Here is a 25,044-nt window from a genome sequence, read left to right as displayed (position 1 = left end):
AGTATAGATTACAAAATATAATTTATGAATAATGTAAATTACCAAACTAAACCTAAAATTCTGATTTTATTTGGAGGTCCATCAGATGAACACGATGTTTCTATCTCGTCTGCTAAAGCAATTTCCAAAGAAATAGATTCTGATAAGTTTGATGTAGCTTATTTATATATTACAAGAGACTTAAAAGCAAAGCTATTTAATATTTTTTCAGATGAGATATTTGGTACTGAGATAAGAACCGGTTTTGAGCAATTACTTAAGGTCATAAAAACTTACAATTTAGCTTTCATTGGATGCTTGCATGGAAGTTTTGGCGAAGATGGTCAGATTCAGAAACTATTTGAAATGCACAATATTGCATATAATGGTTCAAACTCAATTTCTTCACAGCGTTGTATGAACAAGTTTCAATCATCAAGGGTAATTTTAAATTCTGACATCCAAAATTCTATTTCAAATTTGAAAATACCCAAATCCGCATTGTGCGAAAACATATACGAAATTGAAGATTTTTTGCAGTTAGCTAATTTAAGTTTTCCTGTTGTTATAAAACCAAATGATTCTGGCTCTTCGGTTGGAGTAAAAATATGCAACAATATTCGTGATGTTGAAAATTATTTCCAAAATGGATTAGAAAAGAAAATTTTGATTGAAGAATTTATAAATGGTATTGAACTTACTTGTGGAGTTTTAGAGACTAGAGAGTCTAGATTTATTAAGTTACCACCAGTTGAAATTAGACCGAAGTTAGGAAAATTCTTTAACTATAATTCAAAGTACAAAGCAGACGGATCAGATGAACTTTGTCCTCCAGTATCTATCTTAAAAGAGATGTCAGACGAAATCGCAAACATATCAGCTCAAATACACAAGAAGCTAAATTGTAAGTTGTACTCAAGATCAGATTTTATACTCAAAAATAACAAATTATATTATTTAGAAACGAATACTTTACCAGGACTTACTGTGACCTCATTATTGCCTAAGGAAGCTGATGTGATAGGATTGCCCTATAAGGAATTGATATCCTTTTTAATCGAGAATAGTTTATAACCAACTTTATGCCTCAAGATCAAAAAATAACGAAGCTTCTACGAGAAATAAATATAAAACTTGAAAACAATCAAGTTGCAAATCCTCACGATACTATTTCAAAAATTGCTAGAGTATTTGGAAAGTCTGTTGATGAGCTCTTGGATTTTTTGCCTAACTTAAATAACTATAAGTCATTAAATATAATAGAATTGAACTCAGAGCAACTAATAACTAACTTTAAAAACATTCAAAATCATTTAGATGGAAAGATCGTTTTCCCGGTTTTGAAATCAAATGCCTATGGTCATGGGATTACTCATACTTATAAAAAATTACAAGCCTATGTCATAAACACCTATGTTTGTGTAGATAGTTTGGCGGAGGCTTTTGAAATATACAAAATAAATAATCAGCAAAAAGTCTTGATAATGGGTTATGTAGATCCAAATAATCTCAACATAAAAAAGTTACCATTTGATTATGCTGTTTGGAGTAAATCGCAAGTAAAGCTAATTTCAAAATTTCAACCAACTGCCAAGTTTCATGCTTTCGTAGATACTGGTATGAACAGAGAAGGTCTCAAGATGTTTGAGGTGCAAAGCTTTTTGGATTCATTGACAAAATCAGAAAAACAAAAAATTGTAGGCTTGATGTCTCACTTTTCCTCTGCAGATGAAAATAATGACAAATCAACTGACTTGCAAATAAAAAACTACGCATTTGCAAAAGATTTATTTGTGAAAGAGTGTCTTGATATAAAGTACTTTCATATAGGTGCAAGTGCAGCAATTGAGAAGAAGCTAGCTTATGATATCTCGAATTCGTATAGAGTCGGCTTATTGTTATATGGCTATTCACCAATAAACTTAGTTTCAAAGATAACTTCACCTATTCTTGACTTGTATTCGTGTATAACCCAAATCAAATTTGTTTGGCAAGACGAACCAATAGGTTACAACTCTCAATACAAAGCTGATAAGAATACAGTAATTGCAACATTGCCAATTGGGTATAATGACGGTATTGATAGAAGATTGTCAAATAAAGGGTTTGTTTTTGTTCAAGGTGAAGCATGTCCTATTGTTGGTAACATTTCAATGAATATAATGACTGTAGATATTACAAAAGTTTATAAGGAATTTGATATTCAAATTGGTCAGAAAGTGAAAGTAATTTCTTCAAATCCAAACGAAGTAAACTCAGTAACAAATAACGCAAAGTTAATAGGCGAATCAGTATATGTCAATCTTGTTGGACTTAATTCATTAACAAGAAGAGAAGCAAAATAACATTCTTTTACTGTTTATCCTTAAAAAACTGGCATAACAAATTACACTTTCATTGAAAATAGTTTATAATTCATTATGTCAGACGAACAATTTCAACTTCTGCAAAGTATAGATAAAAAATTATCCAAGCTAACTTCTATCAAGAGGTCAATGTTAGATGCATTTATCAAAGCTGTACTTACTATTATTGGAACACTTGTGGCTTGGTCTGTAATATTTTATGTCGGTGCAATCTTTTTACAGAATTATACAAATGATATTTTGGATGCAATAAATAATTCAAATCCACTAAATTCGATTTTCAACAAGGAATAGTTATTATCCTCTAGCCAGTACAAGTCCATAAACTTTTGAATTCTTGAAATGTTTCTTAATAACTTTGCTACATTCTTCCATAGTTGTTCCAGTTGTATATATATCATCAACTAGGATAAAAGTAGGGTTTTCAATTAGTATTACAAAATTCCAAATTTTCTGATTTGATGTAAGGTCAAAAACATCTTGAAGATTTTTTATCCTTTCTAATTTATTCATACCAACTTGGGTTTTGGTATTCTTGGTACGGATAATTAGATCTATGTTTTGCAAATCTTTTTGTGTGTCAAATGGAGATAAAATTTGATTCCTCAATTCATCTACAATAAGTTTTGCTTGATTGAATCCGCGGGAATTTAATTTTCTTTTATGCAAAGGTACCGGTATAAACAAGGCGTTGGGGATGTTGTTTTTGACAATATCAACGAAAATCTTTCCTTGTTCGGATTCTTTTATCAAAGTAGCTATAGTGTTTGCAGTTTGTGTATGTCCGTGATACTTCAAATCCTGCACAATAAGTTCTATTGCTTTTGAGTATTTATATCCTACAAACAAACCGTCAAGATGTGAGAAATGCTTACAATCTTTGTGCATTATGTCAAAACAAAGCTTTTTGCATACATGGCATTCGTGCTTTTGTTGTTTGTTCAATAAACTTTGCTTACACTCTGGACAAATCTTGGATCCGACTTTATTGCAAATGACACAAACGGGAGGAAATAAGAAGTCAAAGAAGTCAAATGCTAGTAGTTTGTAAGTATTGTAGATTTTTGTCAACAAATACATTCTAAGATTTAGTATAATACAACTATATTCAGTGCAAGTATAAAATTACGAAAGTGAAGTTACATTTCAAAATATTTAACAGAACTTATCATGAATAATATCAAGTATAAACTCAAACTTCTAGATGCGACGGATGTTCTTGTCGCAATAAATATTTTGATGTTTGCACTAACGCTTTTGTACTCGCGAGGATTGCAGCCAAATACTCAAGCTCTTGTTGATTTTGGTGGGAATGCTACTTCATATATGAAGTATGGGCATGAGTATTGGAGATTTTTTACTTCAATGTTTTTGCATGCAAATATCATACATCTTTTGGTAAATATGTATTCATTGAAGATACTTGGTAGCACTGTAGAGAAAATATTTGGAAGACGGAACTTTATGATTGTCTACTTGTTTTCAGGTATCACAGGTTCGGCGGCAAGTTATCTTGTCAATACAATTATGAATGCAAATAGTCTCTCTGTTGGTGCAAGTGGTGCCATATTTGGATTACTGGGTTTACTTCTTTCTCAAAAATTCATTGAGAAAAGAAATATTATGAAAGGAAAGCTCAAAAGATATGTAAACATTGACTATAATAATTTGATCGTAATAATTCTTGTGAATCTAGTGATAGGTTTTTCAATATCAAATATTGATAATTCTGCTCATATAGGTGGTTTGATAGGTGGTTTTTTGCTAGGTCTAATACTATGAACAAAGCTATTGAATATTTCAAAAGATATTTCAGCACAAAGAACATGATTTATTACTTGCTGTTTGTTGACTTAGTGATATTTCTCTTGCTTCTCTTTTTTATGATTCAAAATATCCAGTTACTAAATTGGGATCAAGATTTCTATGCGCATCAATCGGATTTTGTCTCTACATTATCATTATCGCTAACGAAAACTGCCGCAACGAAAGTGAGCAATACTCCTGAGGTACAGTCAAACAATTCAACTAGCAGTCTGACTCAAGTTACAAGTAGTTCTATTACATTCACTTCAAGATCCGATGAACAATTGAAGTTTCCGATAGTGATGTACCATTACATAAATGATGAGAAAAATGACTATAAAACAGATCCAGTTGGTTATAACCTGACAACTCCTACATCTGCTTTTGAAAACGATATATCAAATTTGGTGAACAGTAACTATAAATCATACTTTTTGAAAGAGTTGAATTCCTTTTCAAATGAAGATAATCCTGTAGTCTTGACGTTTGATGATGGATACAAAGACTTTTATACAAACGCTTTTCCTATATTGAAAAAGTATAAGTTCAAAAGCACTATATTTATTATTACTGACAAGGTTGGACAAAATGGCTATATGACTTGGGAAGACTTAAGTGAACTTTCAGAATCAGGATTAGTCGAAATAGGATCTCATAGTATCTCTCATCCTGATTTATCAAAAACTTCAGAGAGTTTGCAAAAAGAACAATTATTGAAAAGTAAATCTGAAATAGAAACTAATCTAGGGATAGAAGTTGTATCATTTTGTTATCCATCTGGTAAGTATAATGAGACAACTCTGAGACTGTTACCCATAACTGGTTATAAGTATGCAGTTACTACGAGAGCAGGTTTGTATGAAAAAAAAGATGGAGTTTTTGAAATGAAAAGAATTAGAGCTGATCACGAAGGATTGACTAATAAAAATATTGTTAGACAGTAGACAGAAGATCCATTAAATCTAAAATTGTTGATTAGATACGAATTTAAATCCAATAAACCTCTTGAAACATACATTTCACTTTGTTACTATTTTTGTTGTTACTTGAAATGTAATAAAGCGATAAGTAATTATATTATTTTTTAGTCTAGAGCAATATTTGTTAAACTTGCTAGATTTTGAATAAATATGAATATTAAAATCATCTAATGCTTACATGAAAATATATACAAAAACTGGAGATAAAGGGCAAACATCACTTTTGAATGGAGTAAGGGTAGACAAGTTAGATGTCAGGATAAGGTTACTTGGACAAATTGATAAACTAAACGCTTATGTTGGTATGAATATCGCAAACTTTGATGAGATTGATATTGCAAAAGAAAATTTGTTGAAGCAAGTGAAATTGTTAAGACAGATTCAAAACTTACTTTTTGAAGTTGGGACAGAGATTGCTAGATCTAATTCAGAAGCTATTAATTCTAACATAGTAGATAATATTTCATATACTACAACTGATATGGAAATTCAGATAGATGACATGAGTTTATCAACTTCTGAATTGAAAAACTTTATCCTTCCAGGTGGAACCAAAATAGCAAGTTTTGCACATTTGACAAGAACTATAGTAAGAGAAATTGAAATTTTCTTCATAGCACACGGAGATACTTTTGAGATTGAAGAGTTTAATATTTTCTTAAATAGATTAAGTGATTACTTTTTCTCGCTCGCAAGATATCTAAATTTATTGGGAGGTCTTGAAGATATAGTTTGGAAACCATAATTTCATATTTAGCTAACATTATAATTATTCTTGTCTTGATGACTTTATTAGGAATGTTGCAAAAGTTATATATATAGCATGCCATCACAAAGCCAACAACCACAAATTTTACAATGCCAAACATGTAATGCTACTGGGAAAGTTGGATCTGGAATTTGTAACGAATGTTTGGGCGTAGGGTATACCGCAACTGATGGAACTTATGAATATTATCTTGAAATACAAGGTGAGAATGTTGCAATTTTTGATATAAAAAATCCTGTACAGTATAGGGGTGCCTTGAAACAACAAGCCCAGTTTTTGCAAAACATCCAAGCAAATAGTTCAAATGCCTCTCAACAGGTACCACAATTCAATCAACAAAATGTTGCTCAGGAAAGAAAACAAAAAAGGGAAGTAGCTCAAAAAGTGAAAAGCCTTACTCAAGAAGAAGTGAAAGCAATTACTACGAAATTTATGTCAAATCTTGCTTTATTCATTATCCTTTTTACCTTGCTTGGTTTGCTGCTTGTTTACTCTTTCAAAGTTTTTGGCCATGTTTTCACAGAAAGTAGGATAATTTACTTAATAATAGTTATGACCATAATTTTGTTTATATATTTATTTTTCAGAAGCAGATTCGCTCGCTCGATCAAGATATACTTAAGTGGATTACTTTCAACTCCAAGTGATTATAGGAAGTGGTTGAATGATAAACGAAAACATGAGGATTAATATAATCACAGCATTTCCAAAGATCTTTGATTCTTTTTTTTCTGAATCAATTATTAGTAGAGCTCAAAAAAAAGAATTACTAAGTATAAATATATTGAACCTAAGGGACTTCACTTACGATAATCATCAAACAATAGACATGAGACCTTTTGGTGGCGGGCCAGGAATGATACTCATGGTAGAGCCAATCTATAAAGCTCTGCTCAGTATTTACCCTGATGCAGTTAATGATGTCAAGAAGTTTCGAAATAGAGATAGAAACAAGATCGTTTTAACTTCACCTAAAGGTCGGAAATATCACCAAACTATAGCTATGGACTATTCAAAACTAGATACTTTGACCATAATTTGTGGTCATTATGAAGGTGTTGATAGTAGAGTATCAGAAAATTTTGTTGATGAGGAGGTTTCTATAGGTGATTTTATTCTTTCAGGTGGAGAAGCTGCGACCATTGTGATAGTTGATAGTATAACAAGATTGTTACCAGGATCACTTGGAAATCCGAATAGTCTAATGCACGAAACTGATCAACAGAAGGGTATCCATGAATATTCGCAATATACAAGGCCACAAAAATTCATAACAAAGGACAAGAAGACCCTCAGTGTACCAAAAATTCTACTATCTGGAAATCATAAAGAAATCGAGAAATGGAGGAACTTCGATAGTGCAAAGGCTTCTAACTAGATAGGTTCTATAGCTGGATTTGCAAGAGATTGATATGAACTAGATTATTTGTTAATATAGATAAATCAACATTATCAATGTCAAATATAGTATCAGACTGATATATTATGCTAAATAAGATTTCTCATAAATTATCTTTCATAAGTTCACACAAGTTTATAAATACTATTACAGTATCTTTGGTATTGTTTAACTTACTATTTCCTTTGGTAGGTTTGCCTAGTGTAAATGCTGGAAATATTTCTCCAAACGGCTTGATTTCATTGACTAATCAAGCAAGAAGTAATGCTGGACTTGCTACACTGTCATACAATTCAGCTTTGACAAATGCAGCTTGTGCAAAGGCTGATGATATGTTTGCAAAAGATTACTGGGCGCATTTCGGACCAAACGGAGAAACCCCATGGCAGTTTATAAGAGGTGCTGGATATAATTATTTGTATGCAGGTGAAAATCTCGGCAAAGGTTTTTCTTCGGATTCTGCATTATTTAATGCTTGGATGGGAAGTAGTTCACATAAAGCAAATATAATGAAACCCGAATTTAGAGATATAGGCATTTGTGCAAAAGATGGCATTTTGCTTGGGGAAGAGACTACTTTGGTTGTCCAAATGTTTGGAGCATTACCAGGTTCTCAGACAACGGTGACATCTGCTACTGTAAGTTCGCAAGTCACAAGTGCAAATGCTGTGGTAGTAACACAACCTCAACCATTATCTCAAAATACATCCAAAACAAATGTAACTACGAAATCTACTGCAAGTATTGCACCAGTTATTGTGAAAGATACAACTCCCCCTGATAAACCGAGAATCAATTCTCCGATACCAGGAACATATACAAACAATGAAAATATCCCAATTATTGGCACAGCTGAGGCATTATCAAAAGTTCAAGTTTATCAAGATGAAAGAAAATTAGGTGAATCTATAGCGGAAAATGGCACTTGGATATATGATCTCCATGAGGAGTTTGTTGAAGGCGTTGTAAATATTTCTGCAGATGCAATTGATAAGGCAGGAAATCTATCAGAGAAATCAGATATAGTTTCATTTTCACTTGATAAAACAATTCCATTTGTAGAATTAGCTAAACTTGAAGTTTTCGCAAAAGATGGATGTGAAAGTTGCTCAATATATTCAATTCGTGTACCAGTTGGTGATAATATGAAGCTTGAAAAGATTGCAGCTACCCTAAATAATGACCCTTTGGGTGAATTGCTAGACAATAATTTTCAGTTCTCATACGATCTGGAAAATGGATTCGATGTGGAAATCAAACTTTCTGATGCAGCTGGCAATCAAAATACAGTCGTACTTGAAAACAGTGTTTTGAAATCAAAAATCCTTGAGTATGAAAAGAAAATGCTAAATATGATTAATTCGATTGAATTAGAAGATGAAACAAATATTACCGGTATTTTGTCAAGCATAGGATTGGATCTTAGGGACTTAATAATGCGAGTTCAAGATATCACTTTTCAAAACAGAGTAAATCTTTTAGTAGGAATGTTTTTGGTAGTAATTTTTCTTCTTGACGGGACGATAGTTTATTCTGGAGGTTTGAAGACTGGTCGAAGCAAATCAGGGGTACATTTCACCAAGTTATTCTTGGTGCTTATTGTAATAACCTTTTCTGGGTTTGGAGGAAGTATATTGACTGGATTATAAATATATTTTTAAGTTAAAACAAGATATTCAATTTGAATTAATGGATCATATAGTATATAATTCACAAAATTCGTTTTAAGTCTCTATCAAAGGCAAGAATTTGGGAAGAAAAGTTTAAACACTTATTAGAACCTGACAACAAACAAGTTGTAAAAATGAAAAAGTCTGAAACATTCAGAGAATCAGGACGGTACGAGTTAAAATTTTGACTCCCTGCATTAGATAATTTCTAGTGTGGGGAGTTTTTTAATAATTTGGTTAAAATTAAGAATTAAAACAAGATTCAGATATGAAACAAATAAATGTTATGAAAAGTATTTTCATACTTTGTGGATGTCCAATGACTGGAAATACAACTATTATGTTAAGTTTAGCTTACATCAAACAAGCTGGAATTGTCAGTGGATCACTTCGACCAGTTGCAAGAAAGCTTGAATTAGAAGATCATGGTGAAGAATTCGACAAATTAATGGGTTCGAAGTTAGCTGAACTAATTGACCCAATAAATGATAAGTACTTGATTGAAGCTGCGAAATTAAGTCAAGAAAAGTATAAAAATGCAGTTATTGAATCAAAACCCGGAGCAAGATTTAGAAAATATAAGTCAGATCTAAATAATGAACAAAATCTTAATTTAGATTTTGGAGAAAGTTCAACTGCAATATTTCTTTTCGCAAATTGGAAAGTTATACAAAAAAGGGCTGAGATAAATGGGAGAACTAAAGATTTACTTAAGCAAAAGGAGCGAATGGTATCAGATAATTCTCATTACTTGACAAATTATAATTTTGAACCGTATGAGTTTCGAGATTGGAGTAGGTATGTAGATATACCGATAAACAATAGTGATATTTCAGTTAAAAGTACTTTAGAAGTTATATTTAAATACTTGAATTATGAACTTACTGCAGAAGAAAAAGAAAGATTGGATTGGATTCATAGTTTATATGGTGAAAATGCGGAAAATGCAAAAGTTGCAGGAGAGGTGATATTACAAAAGCTAAAAAGTAATGATCAGTTTTTTGATCCAGATTGGATTTCAGATAATGTAGTTAGGGAACTTGAAGAAAAGTATGGGGTTACAAGAGATAATTATCAAGGTTATTTTGAGAAATGATATCTTGGGCAAATTTTTTCAAAACGCAAACAGATGAATTCTATCAGAGCTTAGGTTTCGAAATTGTGAAAGTCAATATTGGAGAGCAAAAAAGTAGAATTTGCATCCATGAAGATTTCTACCATATTCAAGAAAATCACTCTGAAATATTTGAGTGTCCTCATGGTCAAGTGAGAGATAAAGTTAGAGATATACTAATTCAATATCAAACAGATTTGTTGAAAGTACGGCTTAAGGCATTTGATATATGTGAAAGGTTGGATATAGACAGTGAAACATTTCTAAATATCAAGACAAACAGTCTAGAGTTGCTACATACTTTGGTAGCTTTGCCTACTCACTTTGATAATGATGGGCTATGGCAAAGTTTTCCAATTGATTTTACTGAGTATATAGAACAAATGAAGTATGTAAAAATTTCAAGTGAAGGTAGGATTTTGGCTTCAGATAAATTTAGAAGTTTAAAGTATATTGAAACAGACAAAGACGGAAAAGAATATTGGGATCCAATAATTGACGGAGTTAGAAGAGGACATGACTATTTTTCTTATGCAAAGTGCTTAGTAAGTTCTGGTCATTTTAATTCAGTAAATACTTTAATGAATTCAAAAGTAAATCATGAAGGATTGCATGATGCTATAGATGATCTACTATCTTGGGAATTAAAAATATATATAAATGGAGGAGTTGAAGATTTTCAAAAAAGTAAGGATTATAATTATACGTCCTTTATTGATGAATGCTTGTCGAAAGTTTTCGACTCAACCGCCAATAAAATTAAACTTAGCTATAATTTATCTTTGGAACAGTTAAACAAATATGTAAAAATGCCGCAACAACAAAATTATGATGTAAATTATGTATATGGACCTAAAGTATTGGAGAACATTGCAAAAAGCTATTTTGATACTGCAAAATTATTTATTGATATTGATAGAGATGAAATATTCGAGTTTTTACGGTTCTTGTTTGATAGTGCAAAAGAATTTAAGCACAAATCAACTGCAAAAGATGATTTCTTAAAGCAAATAGAGTTTTTGCTTTACTTAGATAAAATATCACACAAATTTTAAAATGTCAAAACAAATACAATTACCAAACAAAACATTACCGGAAATAGAAGCTGAAGTTACTAAATTCTGGAAAGAAAATCAAATTTTTGAGAAAGTTACAAAACTGCGAGAAAATGCTCCGAAATACAGGTTTGTAGATGGGCCGCCTTTTCCTAACGATGTTCCACATTATGGTCATATGCTTTGTTCGGTTGCAAAAGATGTGATACCTCGCTACCAAACTATGAAAGGTAAATCAGTTCGACGTGTTTTTGGTTGGGATTGTCATGGACTTGCTGTTGAAGAAAAGCTAAATTCTAAACTTGGCATCAAGGGAGAAGAGTCAAAAGACAAAATCGAAAATGAAATAGGTATCAAAAACTACATACAAATGTGTCGTGACTTTGTAGGTACGAACATTGATGCATGGAGGTGGTATATGGACAAACTAGGTCGATGGTCTGATATGGATCATGCATACAAAACTATGGATCAAAAGTTTGGAGAATCTGTAGTTTGGGCATTCAAACAACTTTGGGATAAAGGATTAATTTATAAAGGCAAACGAACTTCATTATATTCTACGGATTCAGGTACCCCAGTTTCAGAATTTGAAGTAAATATGGACCCTGATAATTATCAAGAAACTGAAGATGTGTCAGTTTATATGAAATTTAGATTGATCAATCCATTTGAGTTATCTAGTAAAGTTTTCGAAAGAAGTAATGTTTTTGTTTTGGCTTGGACTACAACTCCTTGGACACTTTATGCCAACTTTGCTTTGGCTGTGAATGAAGCTGAAGATTATCTTTTAGTCAAATATGATGAGAATAAGGAAGAACACTTGGTACTTGCAGACAAATTATTTGATCAATTAAAACAAAGTTTATCAAAAGAATTCGTAAATCCTCAAGTTATAGATAAATTCAAAGGAAAAGAACTGCTGAATTTAAATTATGAGCAATACTTGCCTGATATTCCAACTCAGAATTCTAATGATTTCAAAATCTATCATGGAGATCATGTGTCAATGGAGGATGGGACCGGTATAGTTCATATAGCACCAGCATATGGTGCAGAAGACTTCGAAATGGGCAAAAAGTTTGAACTAAGTGACTATGGATCTATAGATAATACAGGACATTTACTAGTGGGAAGTTATAAAGGTAAATACCTTCGGGATGCAAATTTGGAAATAGCAAAAGAATTACTTCGAGATGAAAAAGTCTTGAAAATCAAAAGTTACAAACATAGACTTCCTTATTATAGAGGTGTAAATCCACTTATTTACAAAACTCAAGATGCTTGGTTTATAGATGTACAAAAAATCAAACCAAGAATGCTTGAACTTATAGATCAAACGAATTGGATTCCAGAATCCATAAGGGATGGTAGATGGAAAAATACCATAGAATCTTCCCCGGATTGGTGTATTTCTCGTGAAAGATACTGGAATACGATTATGCCAATTTGGGTGAACCTAGAAGATGAAAATGATATGTGGGTAATAGGTTCAATTCAAGAAATGATGGACAATTCAAATGATCAAATATACAAAAAGGATGATAAATATTACCTTCAAGTAAATGACAACGAGGTAACTATGCACCGGGACATATGTGACGATATCATTCTACATAGAGATGGAAAACATTACAAAAGAATCTCTCAAGTACTAGATAATTGGATGGATGCCGGGTCAGTTCCATTCGCTGAGTACCATTATCCGTTTGAAAACACAGAGGTTTTCAAATCGAAGCCATCAGCTGACTTTATAGTTGAGTATGTTGGTCAAGTTCGAGCGTGGTTCAATGTTTTATATAGGATGTCAGTTGGAGTTTTTGATGATATTGCTTTTGATAATGTGATTTGTACAGGTGTAGTTGCTGGAAATGATGGAAGGAAGATGAGTAAAAGCTACGGGAATTATCCAGATAGTACAAAAGTTTTAAATGAAGTAGGTGGCGAAGCTGTTAGACTATTTCTCATGAATTCACCTTTACTTCTTGGTGGAGATGCAGAATGTAAAGAGGAAACAATTAAAGATCAAGTCAAGATCATTCTCTTGCCACTTTTGAATAGTTTAAAATACTTTGTTTTATACGCGGAAGATTTCAAATATGATGGGAACTTTGTTTCAGATAACTTTTCGGACACGTGGATTTTGACAAAACTATCACAGTTAATTGTAGGTACTGATACAAACTTGTCAAATTACAACATACCAAATGTAGCAAAAGATTTGCAGACATTTATAAATGAACTGTCCAGTTGGTACATCAAAACAAACAGGGATAGATTTGTATCGAAAGATAATTCAGCTTTGCAAACGCTCTACAGAGTGCTGTTGAATCTGACTTTCAGTATGTCGCCATTGATTCCTTTTGTAACTGAGTATAGTTGGCAAGTTTTGAAAGATTACCAAGATAAATTTAACTTTGAATCAGTTCATATGGTTGAATGGGAGAATATTGAAACGACTACAACCTTGCAGGCAACTTCAACAGTGGAGCAATTCCCAGATGTTTTTTCTAAAATGGAAGAGGTTAGAGATATAATTTCAGCTGGTTTGAAGATTCGAGATGAAAACAAAATCCCTGTTAAACAGGTATTGTCAAGTGTTGAAGTAAGCAAAAAACTAACTAAAGAACAAATTGAGCTAATTAAGCAAGAATTAAATGTGTTTGAATTAGTGAATGACAAATTAAATGATGATTTGAAAATTAAACTTGATTTAAATATCACAAATGAACTCAGATTATTGGGTTTGGTTAGGGAGATTACATCTTTCTTTCAGCTTGAAAGGAAACAAATTGGACTTAACTTGGAAGATGAGGTCAATATACTTTACAATGGTTCCAATCTTGTTTTAGACTCAATTGAAGCAAATTTGGAGCAACTTTCATCTAAGATTAAAGCACAAAGTATGAAGAGAAGCTCCTCGAGAGAGTTATTGCAAAGGAAAACTTTTGGAAGTGAAGAGCTTTGGTTCGCTATTTCCAAGGTTGACTAAAGTATTTCTAGTTGGAGGCGAGTATAGCTTTGCTTCCAACTTTTGGATGAAAAACAATCCAAACTGTAAAAGTATTTTTATCTAGCAAGGAAAATCATTCCCCAAAGTAATAATTCAAAGCTAATATATTCAACGATTACTCTTTTAGTCAGACTTTCGTCCAATTTGTGCCGTAATATTGATATCATGAGGTAGAAAGTACTAAATATCAATATACTAATCGCAAGCATATTTAAGTTAAAGCTTATAAGTAGTAATGAAATAATTCCAATTAACAATCCTGCAAGTATTGAAACTAGTTTCAGATCCGTATACTTATTTGACTCTTTTGAACTTCTTTGGATTGATGATAATAGAGCTAGTGTTGAAACTGTGAATACACTAGCAATAAACACGATTATATTTACAAAACCCAAAGTATAAAAATGCAAAAGATTGTATATCAGCAAAAAGTAAATTATTGACTTTACTAAATCATAGACAACATGAGTCTTCGCTTCTAGTTGAAATTTGTTGTCATAATAAGCAAAAATATTTGTTAGTAAAAGATAATGTAAAGCAGAGGTAATAGTAAGAATGATCAATTCAAAAGGTCGATCATAATCAATCGCAACAAAGGAAATTTGAACGAGAACAATGATAATTGGATACAAATAATGCTTTGTCATTTGAATTATATATCCCTTTTTATCAAACAAAAGCAAAGACCTCATATCTACATTCTTTTTTCCAATAACTGACACAAAGTGATAGATCAATATAGTCAATACTATGAGGAATAGAGAGTAAAGTGCTAAATAATTATGAAAGTATGGTAAAAGTATAGTTAAAACGACAATAGGTGTAGTAAGTATTGGAATAAGTAACTTGGACATTTATTTTGGTGTAGTCATAAAATGATTGAATTTCTCAAAAAGATATGGTATATGCAAAGCTGTTTCTTCAATAGAATTGCTTTTCGAAAACTATGAATATAATGTATCAAAAAATTTCTCAAATTGCAAAAAATCAGGGATATATAACTTTTAGCCAATTTCTAGATGTAATCCCATATCCAGAAGAAAATTTAGAAGAGTTGGACAGTTTGATTAGTCAATTAAATAAATCTGCGTTTGAAATAATCGACGATCCAGAACGAGATTTTACAGATTACAAAGACAAAGACTTGACTACTAGAGAAAAATTTAAAATTCTTGAACAAATACGGTCTCACTCTTCTACTGATCCATTGCGTTCATATTTGCACGAAATTGGCAAAATCCCTCTGCTAAACAATGAAGAAGAGGTAATTCTAGCCAAGAGGATAAAGAAAGATGATAAAAAGGCATATGATCTACTTGCCATAGCCAATCTAAGATTGGTTGTTGCTATTGCTAGAAAGTATGCTCATAGAGGTCTAGATTTTCTGGATTTGATTCAAGAAGGGAATATCGGATTGATGAAGGCTGTTGAAAAGTTTGAATATGACAAAGGGTTCAAATTTTCCACTTATGCAACTTGGTGGATAAGACAAGCAGTTACAAGGGCTATAGCGGATCAAGCAAGAACGGTGAGAGTTCCTGTTCATATGATTGAGACTATAAATAAGTTATCAAAAGTAACTAGCGAACTTGCAATAAAGCATGGTAGAAGACCTACAACAAAAGAAATCGCAAGAGCTATGAAACTAAGCATTGATAAAGTAAATGAAATCGTTCAGATAGCTCAAAGACCACAAAGCTTGGATATGAAAATTGGAGGTGGAAAGGATGGAAACAGTGATACTACACTAGGTGAACTTGTTGCTGATGAATATGCAGAAAACCCAGCTGAAATGGCAAACTTAAACTACTTAAAAAAGCAGTTAGATGAAATTTTGTCTGGACTTACAGATCGCGAAAGAAAAGTGGTTGAACTTAGATTTGGGCTTAAAGATGGCGTTGCAAGAACGCTGGAAGAAGTTGGTGCTGAATTCAAGGTGACTAGAGAAAGAATTAGGCAGATTGAAGCCAAAGCTATCAGAAGGTTGAAATCACCTGAAATAGAGGCTGCTTTGATGGATTATCTGACCTAATTAACTACTAGAGCCTACAATTTAAATTATGAAGATATCCTTTTATTACTCAGTTATTTCAATTATTACTCAACTTACTCAACCACTAACACTCTTGTTTTGAATAGACGATTTAGTAATAGCAATAATATCGCAATTACAAATAAGTTTATACCAATATATGTATTACTAATGTTATTTCCTGTAACTGCCAAGATATTTCCGTTTTTTAGATTCAATTTTAAATTTACTTCGACTGAACTAATGGAAATGCCATTTATAGACTTAGCTGTTGCATAGGCAACATTAGTAATGCTTTTGTTTTTTACATCATCTTGTGTCACAAAATATTCACCATTGCACACTACGGATTCGTTTACAATCAACGCAACTTTTGGACATTTTATATCTAAGATTTTGTTATCAAAGACTTTCAAATCAGAAATATCATAATTTCCTAAATTTGTAACCTTGTATAGATAGTCCAGTTTATCACCTGATTTTGTGAAGTAAGATTGGTTACTAGTCTTTTCGATCTTCAAATTATTTGATATGTAAGTATTGGTGACATTACATTTTGCAATTTCACCTGGCAAAATTTCAAATTCATTTCCATAAGTAGTTATTCTAGTTGTGAAGACTAACTCTTCATCTTGATCAATATAATTGCCAATTGTACATACATAAGTTGGATTGTAGTTTACTGCATTATTTTCATCAATCGTATAATTTCCACCAACGATTTCGATTTGCTCATCAATATGTATGTTTTTCGGATTAACAATTGTTTGAGTATCTATAGAATTTGTTAGATTGAAACTAAAGTCATTTGGTAAATTTGATCCCCCAACAACTTGTTTAGTAAAAATTATGTGTGCTGGGTTAAATGTATTTGTTAGATCACAGCTAGTTGTGCTATTGGCCTCTAAGATAGGCAGATCGTAAGTTGACTCAAAAGTATTTACGCCAAATATATCTTCTTCACTTGACCAAGCTTCATACTCACTTGAGTTCGAACAATAAATAGAACCAGTATAATTTGAATTTGTGGTTTCTACTAATTTCCATTCACCAACTGGCAAGTAATAGAGTTGTCCGCTGATTATATTGACTTCTTCAGAAGTTATATTGTTCACTAGTTTCAATGGAAAATTAGTTACATCCAAAGTTCCAAGGCTACCATTTTCAACAATTTTATTTATCGTGATTTTTGGCTGATTGAAAAAACCAAAATCAACAGTAAGGTTTGATGTACTATCATTATCATGACCTAACAATATAGGGACTCCATTAAGCAAAGTATCTTGATCGTTTACAGGCTCATTTCTAAGAGAAAGATTAATTGCATTTGATGAATAATTTGGCATAAATGTGGTTCCAAATAGTCCGTTGTTATCATTGTTTATATCATTATCTGAATCAGTGAAAATTGAGCTAATGCCATATTGCATAGGTACGGTCGATTTATCTATGCTTACTATGTAGTTTCCACTCAATAAATTTTCAAACAAATACTTCCCGTTTGAATCAGTTTGTATTGAACTCACTAAGTTTCCATTTAAATCACTTGCGATCATGTCTGCTGAGCTTATGGAGTTTGAATTGTCCAAATCATTATATAAATTTAAAGTAACTCCAGGTATTCCTAGTTCACCTGATTCATAAATGCCATTATTGTTTGTATCATTCCATACCTGATTACCTACACTATATCCACAATTATTCGGAATCATTGGACCTATAAAAGAAAGCCTCTCTGAGTAGCCATTTCCACCTACATCATCGTCACCAACTACAACTAATACTTTGTAAACATTATCAGAAGGTAAGCTCCAAAATCCTACAAATCTAGTTGTAGAATTACCACAACCTACAAATGATCCTCCACAGCTACCAGGTACACCAGATATAGATGTATCTGCTGGAATAGCATGGTCAGGTCCAATTTGATTTCCCGCATTGTCAAATACTCTGATAATAGCCTCAGTACCTAAGTTACTAGTCTCAAGATCGCCAAACCAAGCACCAAATCCTCTGATAGGTGAAGTGAATTCAAATAATACTGCATTTCTAGTAGTTGCATTACCTGCTGTATCTGCCCAGTAAGGTGGTTGAGATGATGTATTATAAAAATTGGCGGGTCGTGGTGAATTTGACTGTAAAGTAGCGCTAGTGAAAATATCTACATTATTTCCTAAAGTGCCATAAAAATTATCATTTTGATTTCTTGTCGTAATAGTCATGGGAATACCATTTGAACTTATATTCATAGTATTTCCTATAAATGGACTTGAAATACTAGCTGGCCCAATATCGCATCCTAGCCTATCTGCTTCACTGCTCCATGAATTCATCAGGTTTTGAGTTTCCAATCTAGATGTAGTGCTATTTCCTCCAACTTCTCCTGAAATAAAGTAATTTATTGCAGCAGAGGCATTAACATTAAAAAAAACAAACAAAAGTATCAATGTCATAATAATATCTGATGATTTTTTTATCGTTCTCATGGTAATATATTTGGGTATTTTATACTTAACTAGTATAAAATTAATGATGTTAATGTTTTATTAGATGAAAATTTTAGAAGAAATTGCAATTCACTTCAAGGAGAAAATAATTGAAGAATGGATAAAAAAAATCATTTAGATAAAAATTATGAAGGAATAGTTGAACAGATAATTCGACCTACCGGTCTTCTTGATCCCGAGATTGAGATTAGGCCAATTGATTCTCAAAACTTTTCCACTTTGAGATTTGAAATAGAAAATTCTACTTTGATAGAAAATGTAAAACATAGAATTATTAAACCTCAAAGAGACTTGTTTTCACAAATCATTGACTTAATATCTGAAATTACTTTAGTTGTAGAAAAGAAACAAAGGGTGTTTGTAACTACTTTGACCAAAAGAATGTCAGAAGAATTGACAGAATATTTGAAGGAGAAGAATATCAAGGTTCAGTATCTCCATTCTGATCTAGATGCAATAGAGAGAGTTGAAATTTTACGAGATCTTAGGTTGGGAGTATATGATGTGGTTGTTGGGATAAATTTGCTCAGAGAAGGGCTGGATGTACCTGAAGTTTCATTAGTTGCAATTTTGGATGCAGACAAGGAAGGGTTCCTTAGGTCAAAAACAAGTCTGATTCAAACTATAGGTCGTGCTGCAAGACATGAGTCGGGCAAAGTTTTGATGTATGCAGATCATTTGACAGATTCGATGATCTTTGCGATTAATGAAACTTATAGAAGAAGAGAAATTCAAGAGAATTACAATATTCAGCATCATATTGTTCCAAAGTCAGTTATGAAGGAAATAAATTCCACTGCGATTTTGACTCGATCGGAAAATCCTGTAGACATTGAAGCAAAAGTGATGAACATCGATCCGAATGAAATTATAGCTAAGTACAAGGTTATGAATAACAAGGAAAAGAGGCTTTTGAAAACCGAATTGAAGTTGCAGATGGAGCTTTTTGCTGATCAAATGTATTTTGAAAAAGCAGCCATACTTAGAGATGTCTTGAAAGAAATGTAATTGTCAAAAATTAGCTTTTGTTGATTTGATATAATTAGTCAATACATTAGTAGATGAATATAATCATCTAATTTGACAATTCTAAGAAATGGAAACTAAACAGCAAGAAAAAACAAACTTTGATGAATCTATCTTTCGTAACGATAGAGGTTGGATAGTTCTTTTTGCTATCATAGTGGTGATGATGTTTTTGATGTTTTTTTTTGGTAATAAAAAATCTGACTCTATGATTTTGGTAAATAATGCTATATCTTCTATGAATGCTGATTTGCCGAAATCGACTGATAATAACGGGGTTACTGTTACTGTAAAAGAAGCAAAGCTGATTAAACAAGATACATTGCAAATAGTGACAGTGATCCAATCAAATGGTGTAGATATAAAAAGGGAAACTTTGGAATCAAATAAAGAGCTACTTGCAAAAACAGTGAAATTAGATACAAATCTAGTTTCAATACGCGACAAAGATATGAATGTTGAATATAGGTATGAAGATGAGAATGGGAATGAATTGGCAACAGTTTTGATAAAAAAGGAAGATTATAGATAGTTGGAGTGCTAAATTCTCAAAATATTTCAAACACAGATCACAAGAATGGCTATATTATCGATTGATTATGGAAAAAGAAAAATTGGAGTTGCATTTTCAGACGAGGGTGAAAGCATTGCTTTTGTTGACAAAGATTTGCATATAGTGAATGATAATAATTTATTTGCAAACTTGAAGGAAATTGTAATTGAAAAAAGAATTGATAAATTGTTAGTTGGACTTCCTTATAATAATGGAAGTGAAACTGCATTCACTCACGAGGTTCGTAAGTTTGCAAAAGATTTTGCAAACTTTATCAAGCAACAATATGCAATTACATTACAAGTAGATTTTGTTGATGAAATTATGACAAGTAGGATTGGGAGTCAATTTATAGTGCAGAAAAGAGGTAAGAATAAGAAAGTCAAAAAGTTTGATACGAAAGATGATAATTTCGCAGCTTGGGTGATGTTGTCTGCGCAGCTATAAGCTTTAGGTATTAAAACATGCTGTATAGTTTAGTGTTTTATTATAAAAACTTTGCAAGACTTAAATTTCCAAACAGAATATAAAGAAGGCTTTTCTATGCCTGAAAATTATGTCTATAAACCTGAAAAAGGTTTGTCTGAAGATATAGTTAGAAAGATTTCTGGAATGAAACAAGAACCATCTTGGATGCTTGAATATAGATTGAAAGCTTTTGAACATTTCACAGCTCGCCAAATTCCAAGCTGGGGTGCTGATCTATCTGCAATTGATTTTGAAGATATTTATTACTATATCAAGCCAACTGATGCACAGGTTGGCAATTGGGATTTACTTCCAGATGAAATAAAAGAAACTTACGAAAAGTTGAAAATTCCTCAAGTTGAAAGAGAAATGCTAGCCGGAGTCAAAGCTCAGTATGAATCTGAGGTTATTTATGGAAGTTTAATGAAAAAACTGAAAGATATTGGTGTTGTTTTTTTAGACACTGATTCAGGGTTGAGAGAACATGAAGAATTGTTCAAAAAGTATTTTGGAACTGTAATTCCTTACTCAGATAATAAATTCGCAAGTTTGAATAGTGCAGTTTGGTCAGGAGGAAGTTTCATCTATATACCAAAAGGCGTTAAAGTTGAATTGCCACTTCAAGCATATTTCAGAATTAATGCAAAGAATATGGGACAATTTGAAAGAACTTTGATAATTGCTGATGAAGGTTCGGAATTGCATTATATAGAGGGATGCAGTGCACCAGTTTATAGTTCAGATTCTTTGCACGCAGCTGTAGTAGAAATAATTTGTCTACCAAATAGTAAAGTTCGATATACTACAATCCAAAATTGAAGTAAAAATGTATATAATCTAGTAACAAAAAGGGCTTTTGTTTACGAGAATGCGAAGATGGAATGGATAGATGGAAATCTAGGTAGTAAAGTTACGATGAAATATCCAAGTTGTGTACTCCTTGGAGAAAAGGCTCATGGTGAGGTTTTGAGTTTGGCAATTGCAAGAGGTGAAATAAAAAATAATAATATAATAAATAGACAGATTTTAGATAATGGTGCAAAGATGATTCATGCTGCTCGAAATACTAGCTCAATCATAAATTCAAAATCAGTTTGTTTGCTTGGAGGTAAAACAAGCTACCGAGGACTTGTTAGAATAAATAAAAATGCAGAAAATGCTAAAGTTAAAGTAAATTGTGACGCACTTATACTTGACAATATTTCAGAAACTGATACTTATCCAAGTATGAAAATCGATAATGATACTGCAACTATTGCTCATGAAGCAACAACTGGAAAGGTAAACGAAAGTCAGATTTATTACCTGATGTCACGAGGATTATCTGAAAAAGATGCGCAAAATCTGATAGTTGCAGGATTTCTTGAACCAATTACAAAAACTCTCCCTATGGAATACGCTGTTGAACTAAATAGGTTAATTGAACTTAGTATGGAAGGAAGTGTTGGATAAATTGCTTTTTTTATTACAAATTACTGTTATTTTGAAAAAGTTATTACAAAAGTATTATAATTTTTGTATGTTTGATTATAAATTTTACAAAGAGATAGTTGTTACTTATCAGCATGATGCAACAGATATGTATGACAAAGGCTTCAAATATACTAGAAAAGCTCATGGTCTGATGCAATCTACGAAACTTTTACGAATTGATTTATCTAAGTTTACTTTCACTTCTGAAAATCGAAGAATTTTGGCAAAGTTTCCTGATACGGAAATGAATCTAATAAAATTACCTTACCAAAGCTATGATTATAGTCTCGGAAAATGGATGAAAGATTTCTATTTGACAAAGTTTGGAGAGAATTTATTCTCAGTTCAGGTTATAAAAAAGTTATTTCAAGGGCAATTAAATATGAATTCACTTATTCTGTTTACAAATGCCAATAAAATTGCTGGAATGTGTCTATGTTTTGAAAACACGGAAATATTACACTATGCATACCCTTTCTATGAGCAAGGGTTAGTAAATACATCTTTTGGAATGTTTATGATGACAAGTTCCATAAAGTTGGCACATCAAACAAAAAGAAAGTACTTTTATTTGGGGAGTTATAGCTCGAAAAAAGATAATTATAAATTGCAATTTAAGGGTTTGGAATGGTGGAACCCAAACCATGATGCTTGGGAATCTGATATAAACGCTTTAAAAATGACAGATTAAATTTACAAAATATACAATATTTGAGCTTGTTATTATATATCTATCTTTGCTATAATAACTCGGTTAAATCAAAAGTATTCAATCTACTTAAAGTAAATTTACAAAGATCAACACTATGGCAAATACAAAATCAGCGAAAAAAGCAATAAGAGTTTCTGCTAGAAAAAGAAACATAAATCTAGCAAGAGCAAAAAAAGTCAAGGCAGCTATAAAAGATGTCAGAAATTTTGAAGGTACAAAAACTGAGAGCTTAGTCTTGAATTCAAAACTTCAAAAGGAATTAGACAAGGCTGTGAAAAAAGGTTTCTTGCATAAAAACACTGCTAATAGAATGAAATCTAAAACTTCAAAAAACTTGAAATCGCAAGTTTCATAACTTTAAAATATTTTTATTGATGATAAATTGATTCTGGCAATTTATCCAAATTTTGGATAATTCAGAATGATATTTCAAAAAAATGTCAGGACACAGTAAATGGGCAAAAATTAAACGATCAAAGGGACTAGCAGATGCTAAACGTGGTGCAACTTTCACAAAGATAGGCAATCAAATAACTATAGCGGCAAAGCAAGGTGGTGGAGATCCGTCGATGAATTTCATATTGAGGCTGGCAATTGACAAGGCAAAAGTTGAAAATATGCCAAAGGACAATATTCAAAAGGCAATTGATAGAGGTACTGGGAAAGGAGGTGAAAATATAGTCTTTGAAAATGCTAGTTATGAAGGGATGATGGGCGGAGATGTTATGTTTGTTATAGATACTTTGACTGATAGCAAGAATAGAACAGTAGCTGAATTGAAGAAAATCATTGAATCATCTGGAGGTACATTGGGTGCAGTAGGTTCTGTTCTATGGCAATTTGATCAATATGGTAGAGTCAATATTTTTTTAGCCAAAACTGAGAAATCTGAAAAGTATGGTGGTATTGATACTTTGAAAAGAGACAATGAAAATTTAGACGATATCATTCTGCAGATTCTAGATATTCAAGGAGTGCATGATGTAAAAGAGACAGAGTTTGAGTTTGATGGTCAAGATGATTTGAAAAATGATGGTAGCTCAGAGTACAAGGGTCTTGAGATATATACGGATCCTGCGGCACTTTCTCAAGCTACAAAATCAGTTGAGTCTTTGGGTTATAAAATCGAAAGCTCTGAGCTTGTTCAACTGCCAAAAAATCAAATAGAGATTGGTGGGGAGAGAATTAATAAACTAGAAAATCTTTTGGGAAATCTGGACGAACAAGATGATGTTCAGAATGTATGGACGAATGTTGCTGGGTATTGAAATTACTTTCTATATTAGATAAGATTACTTTTACTTATGAAAGTTAATAGTACACAGCAATTTAGAAAAATTAAAATTAGATATATATTTATCTTTATCCCCATATTACTATCGTTTGTGATTCTGAGCTTCTTTTTAACTTCATTTTTTCATCTTTCTAACACAAATGCCGATGAAAGCTTGTTTTACTCAATAAGTACATCACTATCTTCAACTACTTATCAAAACAATGTCAATTCTATCTCAGCTTATGACACATCTGCCAGTTCCACAAATGAGGTACTAGGGCTTGATATAGATTGTGCATTGATAAATCTCAATGTTGACAAAGAAATTGGATTAGATCCAAAGTTTGTACCTTCAAATTTAGTAGAATTAGTCGAAGTGAAAACAAACAAAGCTATACTTATCAAAAAAGAGCTAATTTCTGATCTAATTGCTTTGTTTGCAGATGCAAAAAAGCAAGGTCTTGAACTTCAAGTAATATCAGGCTATAGGTCCTATGAAACACAATTAGAGCTATTTTCAAGTTATGTTCAACAAGAACAATCTAAAGGTTTAAGTTATAAAGAAGCTATCAATGTAGCCAACATTTACTCTGCAAAGGCTGGACATAGCGAACATCAATTAGGAACAGTAGTTGATCTTGCTAATACTTATTCTACAAATCCTTTTGATTTAGTTGATGCAGAAAATAAAGAGTTATTTAGGTACCTTGAAAAAAATGCCAATAAGTTTGGCTTTTACATAAGTTATCCGGAAAATAATAATAAAGGATACCAGTATGAACCATGGCATTTGAGGTGGTTTGATTCTGCTTGTATCTGATTTTCAACTTAATTCTTCGTTTTTCA

23 protein-coding genes and 1 pseudogene are annotated in these 25,044 nt (G+C 32.0%); 21 read left to right on the top strand and 3 right to left on the bottom strand.

Annotated elements, in window-relative coordinates; genetic code table 11:
- Positions 1-24 precede the first annotated feature (24 nt).
- The 3 genes from IPJ91_02130 (at position 25) to IPJ91_02120 (ending at position 2,639) form a co-directional block, all read left to right on the top strand.
- A complete protein-coding gene (locus IPJ91_02130) occupies positions 25-1,053 on the top strand; it encodes a hypothetical protein (protein QQR93237.1) in 1,029 nt (342 codons plus the stop codon).
- A gap of 8 nt (positions 1,054-1,061) precedes the next feature.
- Positions 1,062-2,324: an alanine racemase gene (alr, locus tag IPJ91_02125; GenBank protein ID QQR93236.1), complete on the top strand. Its 1,263-nt coding sequence runs from the start codon at positions 1,062-1,064 to the stop codon at positions 2,322-2,324.
- A gap of 75 nt (positions 2,325-2,399) precedes the next feature.
- A complete protein-coding gene (locus IPJ91_02120; GenBank protein QQR93235.1) occupies positions 2,400-2,639 on the top strand; it encodes a hypothetical protein in 240 nt (79 codons plus the stop codon).
- A 3-nt stretch (positions 2,640-2,642) separates the two neighbouring features.
- On the opposite strand, the gene IPJ91_02115 is transcribed toward IPJ91_02120, so the two are convergent.
- Positions 2,643-3,233 carry a ComF family protein gene (locus IPJ91_02115; protein ID QQR93234.1) on the bottom strand — a complete coding sequence of 197 codons (591 nt, stop codon included), beginning with the start codon at positions 3,231-3,233 and terminating at the stop codon, positions 2,643-2,645.
- A 282-nt stretch (positions 3,234-3,515) separates the two neighbouring features.
- Here IPJ91_02115 and IPJ91_02110 point away from each other — a divergent pair, with 282 nt between their 5' ends.
- From IPJ91_02110 to IPJ91_02070, 9 genes are all read left to right on the top strand, one after another.
- Positions 3,516-4,127 (top strand): rhomboid family intramembrane serine protease, encoded by a 612-nt coding sequence (locus IPJ91_02110; protein QQR93233.1) that lies wholly within the window; start codon positions 3,516-3,518, stop codon positions 4,125-4,127.
- Complete coding sequence (locus IPJ91_02105) at positions 4,124-5,095, top strand: polysaccharide deacetylase family protein (GenBank protein ID QQR93232.1); 972 nt, start codon at positions 4,124-4,126, stop codon at positions 5,093-5,095. Before IPJ91_02110 ends, IPJ91_02105 begins: the two co-directional genes overlap by 4 nt.
- A gap of 214 nt (positions 5,096-5,309) precedes the next feature.
- Positions 5,310-5,876, top strand: coding sequence for a cob(I)yrinic acid a,c-diamide adenosyltransferase (locus IPJ91_02100; protein QQR93231.1), 567 nt, complete (start codon positions 5,310-5,312; stop codon positions 5,874-5,876).
- Between the two features lie 78 nt (positions 5,877-5,954).
- Positions 5,955-6,590 (top strand): hypothetical protein, encoded by a 636-nt coding sequence (locus tag IPJ91_02095; protein QQR93230.1) that lies wholly within the window; start codon positions 5,955-5,957, stop codon positions 6,588-6,590.
- Positions 6,580-7,278 carry a tRNA (guanosine(37)-N1)-methyltransferase TrmD gene (gene trmD, locus IPJ91_02090; GenBank protein QQR93229.1) on the top strand — a complete coding sequence of 233 codons (699 nt, stop codon included), beginning with the start codon at positions 6,580-6,582 and terminating at the stop codon, positions 7,276-7,278. The genes IPJ91_02095 and trmD overlap by 11 nt, the downstream gene beginning before the upstream one ends.
- 107 nt (positions 7,279-7,385) lie before the next feature.
- A complete protein-coding gene (locus IPJ91_02085; GenBank protein ID QQR93228.1) occupies positions 7,386-8,948 on the top strand; it encodes a hypothetical protein in 1,563 nt (520 codons plus the stop codon).
- A 289-nt stretch (positions 8,949-9,237) separates the two neighbouring features.
- Complete coding sequence (locus IPJ91_02080; protein QQR93227.1) at positions 9,238-10,065, top strand: hypothetical protein; 828 nt, start codon at positions 9,238-9,240, stop codon at positions 10,063-10,065.
- Positions 10,062-11,138 (top strand): hypothetical protein, encoded by a 1,077-nt coding sequence (locus tag IPJ91_02075; GenBank protein ID QQR93226.1) that lies wholly within the window; start codon positions 10,062-10,064, stop codon positions 11,136-11,138. Before IPJ91_02080 ends, IPJ91_02075 begins: the two co-directional genes overlap by 4 nt.
- Position 11,139: 1 nt before the next feature.
- Positions 11,140-14,130, top strand: a complete 2,991-nt coding sequence (locus IPJ91_02070) for an isoleucine--tRNA ligase (protein ID QQR93225.1) — start codon at positions 11,140-11,142, stop codon at positions 14,128-14,130.
- A gap of 77 nt (positions 14,131-14,207) precedes the next feature.
- Here IPJ91_02070 and IPJ91_02065 read toward each other — a convergent pair whose 3' ends face one another.
- Positions 14,208-15,005, bottom strand: coding sequence for a hypothetical protein (locus tag IPJ91_02065; GenBank protein QQR93224.1), 798 nt, complete (start codon positions 15,003-15,005; stop codon positions 14,208-14,210).
- 92 nt (positions 15,006-15,097) lie between these two features.
- Between IPJ91_02065 and IPJ91_02060 the strand changes: the two genes are divergently transcribed.
- Entirely contained in the window at positions 15,098-16,183 is a 1,086-nt protein-coding gene (locus IPJ91_02060) for a sigma-70 family RNA polymerase sigma factor (GenBank protein QQR93223.1), read from the top strand.
- A 74-nt stretch (positions 16,184-16,257) separates the two neighbouring features.
- Here IPJ91_02060 and IPJ91_02055 read toward each other — a convergent pair whose 3' ends face one another.
- Positions 16,258-18,669, bottom strand: a complete 2,412-nt coding sequence (locus IPJ91_02055) for a hypothetical protein (GenBank protein QQR93222.1) — start codon at positions 18,667-18,669, stop codon at positions 16,258-16,260.
- Between the two features lie 117 nt (positions 18,670-18,786).
- On the opposite strand from IPJ91_02055, the gene IPJ91_02050 reads away from it, so the two are divergent.
- The 8 genes and pseudogenes from IPJ91_02050 (at position 18,787) to IPJ91_02015 (ending at position 25,018) form a co-directional block, all read left to right on the top strand.
- The gene (locus tag IPJ91_02050; protein QQR93221.1) at positions 18,787-19,698 is read left to right on the top strand and encodes a hypothetical protein; all 912 of its coding nucleotides are present in this window, start codon (positions 18,787-18,789) and stop codon (positions 19,696-19,698) included.
- A gap of 88 nt (positions 19,699-19,786) precedes the next feature.
- Positions 19,787-20,248 (top strand): hypothetical protein, encoded by a 462-nt coding sequence (locus IPJ91_02045; protein QQR93220.1) that lies wholly within the window; start codon positions 19,787-19,789, stop codon positions 20,246-20,248.
- 45 nt (positions 20,249-20,293) lie between these two features.
- Positions 20,294-20,716 (top strand): Holliday junction resolvase RuvX, encoded by a 423-nt coding sequence (gene ruvX / locus IPJ91_02040; protein ID QQR93219.1) that lies wholly within the window; start codon positions 20,294-20,296, stop codon positions 20,714-20,716.
- A 39-nt stretch (positions 20,717-20,755) separates the two neighbouring features.
- Positions 20,756-22,189: pseudogene (gene sufB, locus IPJ91_02035) on the top strand (Fe-S cluster assembly protein SufB).
- A 67-nt stretch (positions 22,190-22,256) separates the two neighbouring features.
- The gene (locus tag IPJ91_02030; GenBank protein ID QQR93218.1) at positions 22,257-22,901 is read left to right on the top strand and encodes a hypothetical protein; all 645 of its coding nucleotides are present in this window, start codon (positions 22,257-22,259) and stop codon (positions 22,899-22,901) included.
- A 115-nt stretch (positions 22,902-23,016) separates the two neighbouring features.
- Positions 23,017-23,277 (top strand): 30S ribosomal protein S20, encoded by a 261-nt coding sequence (locus IPJ91_02025; protein QQR93217.1) that lies wholly within the window; start codon positions 23,017-23,019, stop codon positions 23,275-23,277.
- Between the two features lie 82 nt (positions 23,278-23,359).
- Positions 23,360-24,190 carry a YebC/PmpR family DNA-binding transcriptional regulator gene (locus tag IPJ91_02020; protein ID QQR93216.1) on the top strand — a complete coding sequence of 277 codons (831 nt, stop codon included), beginning with the start codon at positions 23,360-23,362 and terminating at the stop codon, positions 24,188-24,190.
- A gap of 36 nt (positions 24,191-24,226) precedes the next feature.
- Entirely contained in the window at positions 24,227-25,018 is a 792-nt protein-coding gene (locus IPJ91_02015; protein ID QQR93215.1) for a M15 family metallopeptidase, read from the top strand.
- The last annotated feature ends 26 nt before the right edge of the window (positions 25,019-25,044 follow it).

It is taken from the genome of bacterium (assembly GCA_016699595.1).
Taxonomy (GTDB): domain Bacteria; phylum Patescibacteriota; class Dojkabacteria.
This window is presented reverse-complemented; position numbering and strand designations above follow the sequence as displayed.

Bases quoted from the DNA above. Each gene is read 5' to 3' on its own strand.
- IPJ91_02130 (QQR93237.1), top strand. From the start codon at position 25: ATGAATAATGTAAATTACCAAACTAAACCTAAAATTCTGATTTTATTT.
- alr (QQR93236.1), top strand. From the start codon at position 1,062: ATGCCTCAAGATCAAAAAATAACGAAGCTTCTACGAGAAATAAATATA.
- IPJ91_02120 (QQR93235.1), top strand. From the start codon at position 2,400: ATGTCAGACGAACAATTTCAACTTCTGCAAAGTATAGATAAAAAATTA.
- IPJ91_02115 (QQR93234.1), bottom strand. From the start codon at position 3,233: ATGCACAAAGATTGTAAGCATTTCTCACATCTTGACGGTTTGTTTGTA.
- IPJ91_02110 (QQR93233.1), top strand. From the start codon at position 3,516: ATGAATAATATCAAGTATAAACTCAAACTTCTAGATGCGACGGATGTT.
- IPJ91_02105 (QQR93232.1), top strand. From the start codon at position 4,124: ATGAACAAAGCTATTGAATATTTCAAAAGATATTTCAGCACAAAGAAC.
- IPJ91_02100 (QQR93231.1), top strand. From the start codon at position 5,310: ATGAAAATATATACAAAAACTGGAGATAAAGGGCAAACATCACTTTTG.
- IPJ91_02095 (QQR93230.1), top strand. From the start codon at position 5,955: ATGCCATCACAAAGCCAACAACCACAAATTTTACAATGCCAAACATGT.
- trmD (QQR93229.1), top strand. From the start codon at position 6,580: ATGAGGATTAATATAATCACAGCATTTCCAAAGATCTTTGATTCTTTT.
- IPJ91_02085 (QQR93228.1), top strand. From the start codon at position 7,386: ATGCTAAATAAGATTTCTCATAAATTATCTTTCATAAGTTCACACAAG.
- IPJ91_02080 (QQR93227.1), top strand. From the start codon at position 9,238: ATGAAACAAATAAATGTTATGAAAAGTATTTTCATACTTTGTGGATGT.
- IPJ91_02075 (QQR93226.1), top strand. From the start codon at position 10,062: ATGATATCTTGGGCAAATTTTTTCAAAACGCAAACAGATGAATTCTAT.
- IPJ91_02070 (QQR93225.1), top strand. From the start codon at position 11,140: ATGTCAAAACAAATACAATTACCAAACAAAACATTACCGGAAATAGAA.
- IPJ91_02065 (QQR93224.1), bottom strand. From the start codon at position 15,005: ATGTCCAAGTTACTTATTCCAATACTTACTACACCTATTGTCGTTTTA.
- IPJ91_02060 (QQR93223.1), top strand. From the start codon at position 15,098: ATGAATATAATGTATCAAAAAATTTCTCAAATTGCAAAAAATCAGGGA.
- IPJ91_02055 (QQR93222.1), bottom strand. From the start codon at position 18,669: ATGAGAACGATAAAAAAATCATCAGATATTATTATGACATTGATACTT.
- IPJ91_02050 (QQR93221.1), top strand. From the start codon at position 18,787: ATGGATAAAAAAAATCATTTAGATAAAAATTATGAAGGAATAGTTGAA.
- IPJ91_02045 (QQR93220.1), top strand. From the start codon at position 19,787: ATGGAAACTAAACAGCAAGAAAAAACAAACTTTGATGAATCTATCTTT.
- ruvX (QQR93219.1), top strand. From the start codon at position 20,294: ATGGCTATATTATCGATTGATTATGGAAAAAGAAAAATTGGAGTTGCA.
- IPJ91_02030 (QQR93218.1), top strand. From the start codon at position 22,257: ATGTTTGATTATAAATTTTACAAAGAGATAGTTGTTACTTATCAGCAT.
- IPJ91_02025 (QQR93217.1), top strand. From the start codon at position 23,017: ATGGCAAATACAAAATCAGCGAAAAAAGCAATAAGAGTTTCTGCTAGA.
- IPJ91_02020 (QQR93216.1), top strand. From the start codon at position 23,360: ATGTCAGGACACAGTAAATGGGCAAAAATTAAACGATCAAAGGGACTA.
- IPJ91_02015 (QQR93215.1), top strand. From the start codon at position 24,227: ATGAAAGTTAATAGTACACAGCAATTTAGAAAAATTAAAATTAGATAT.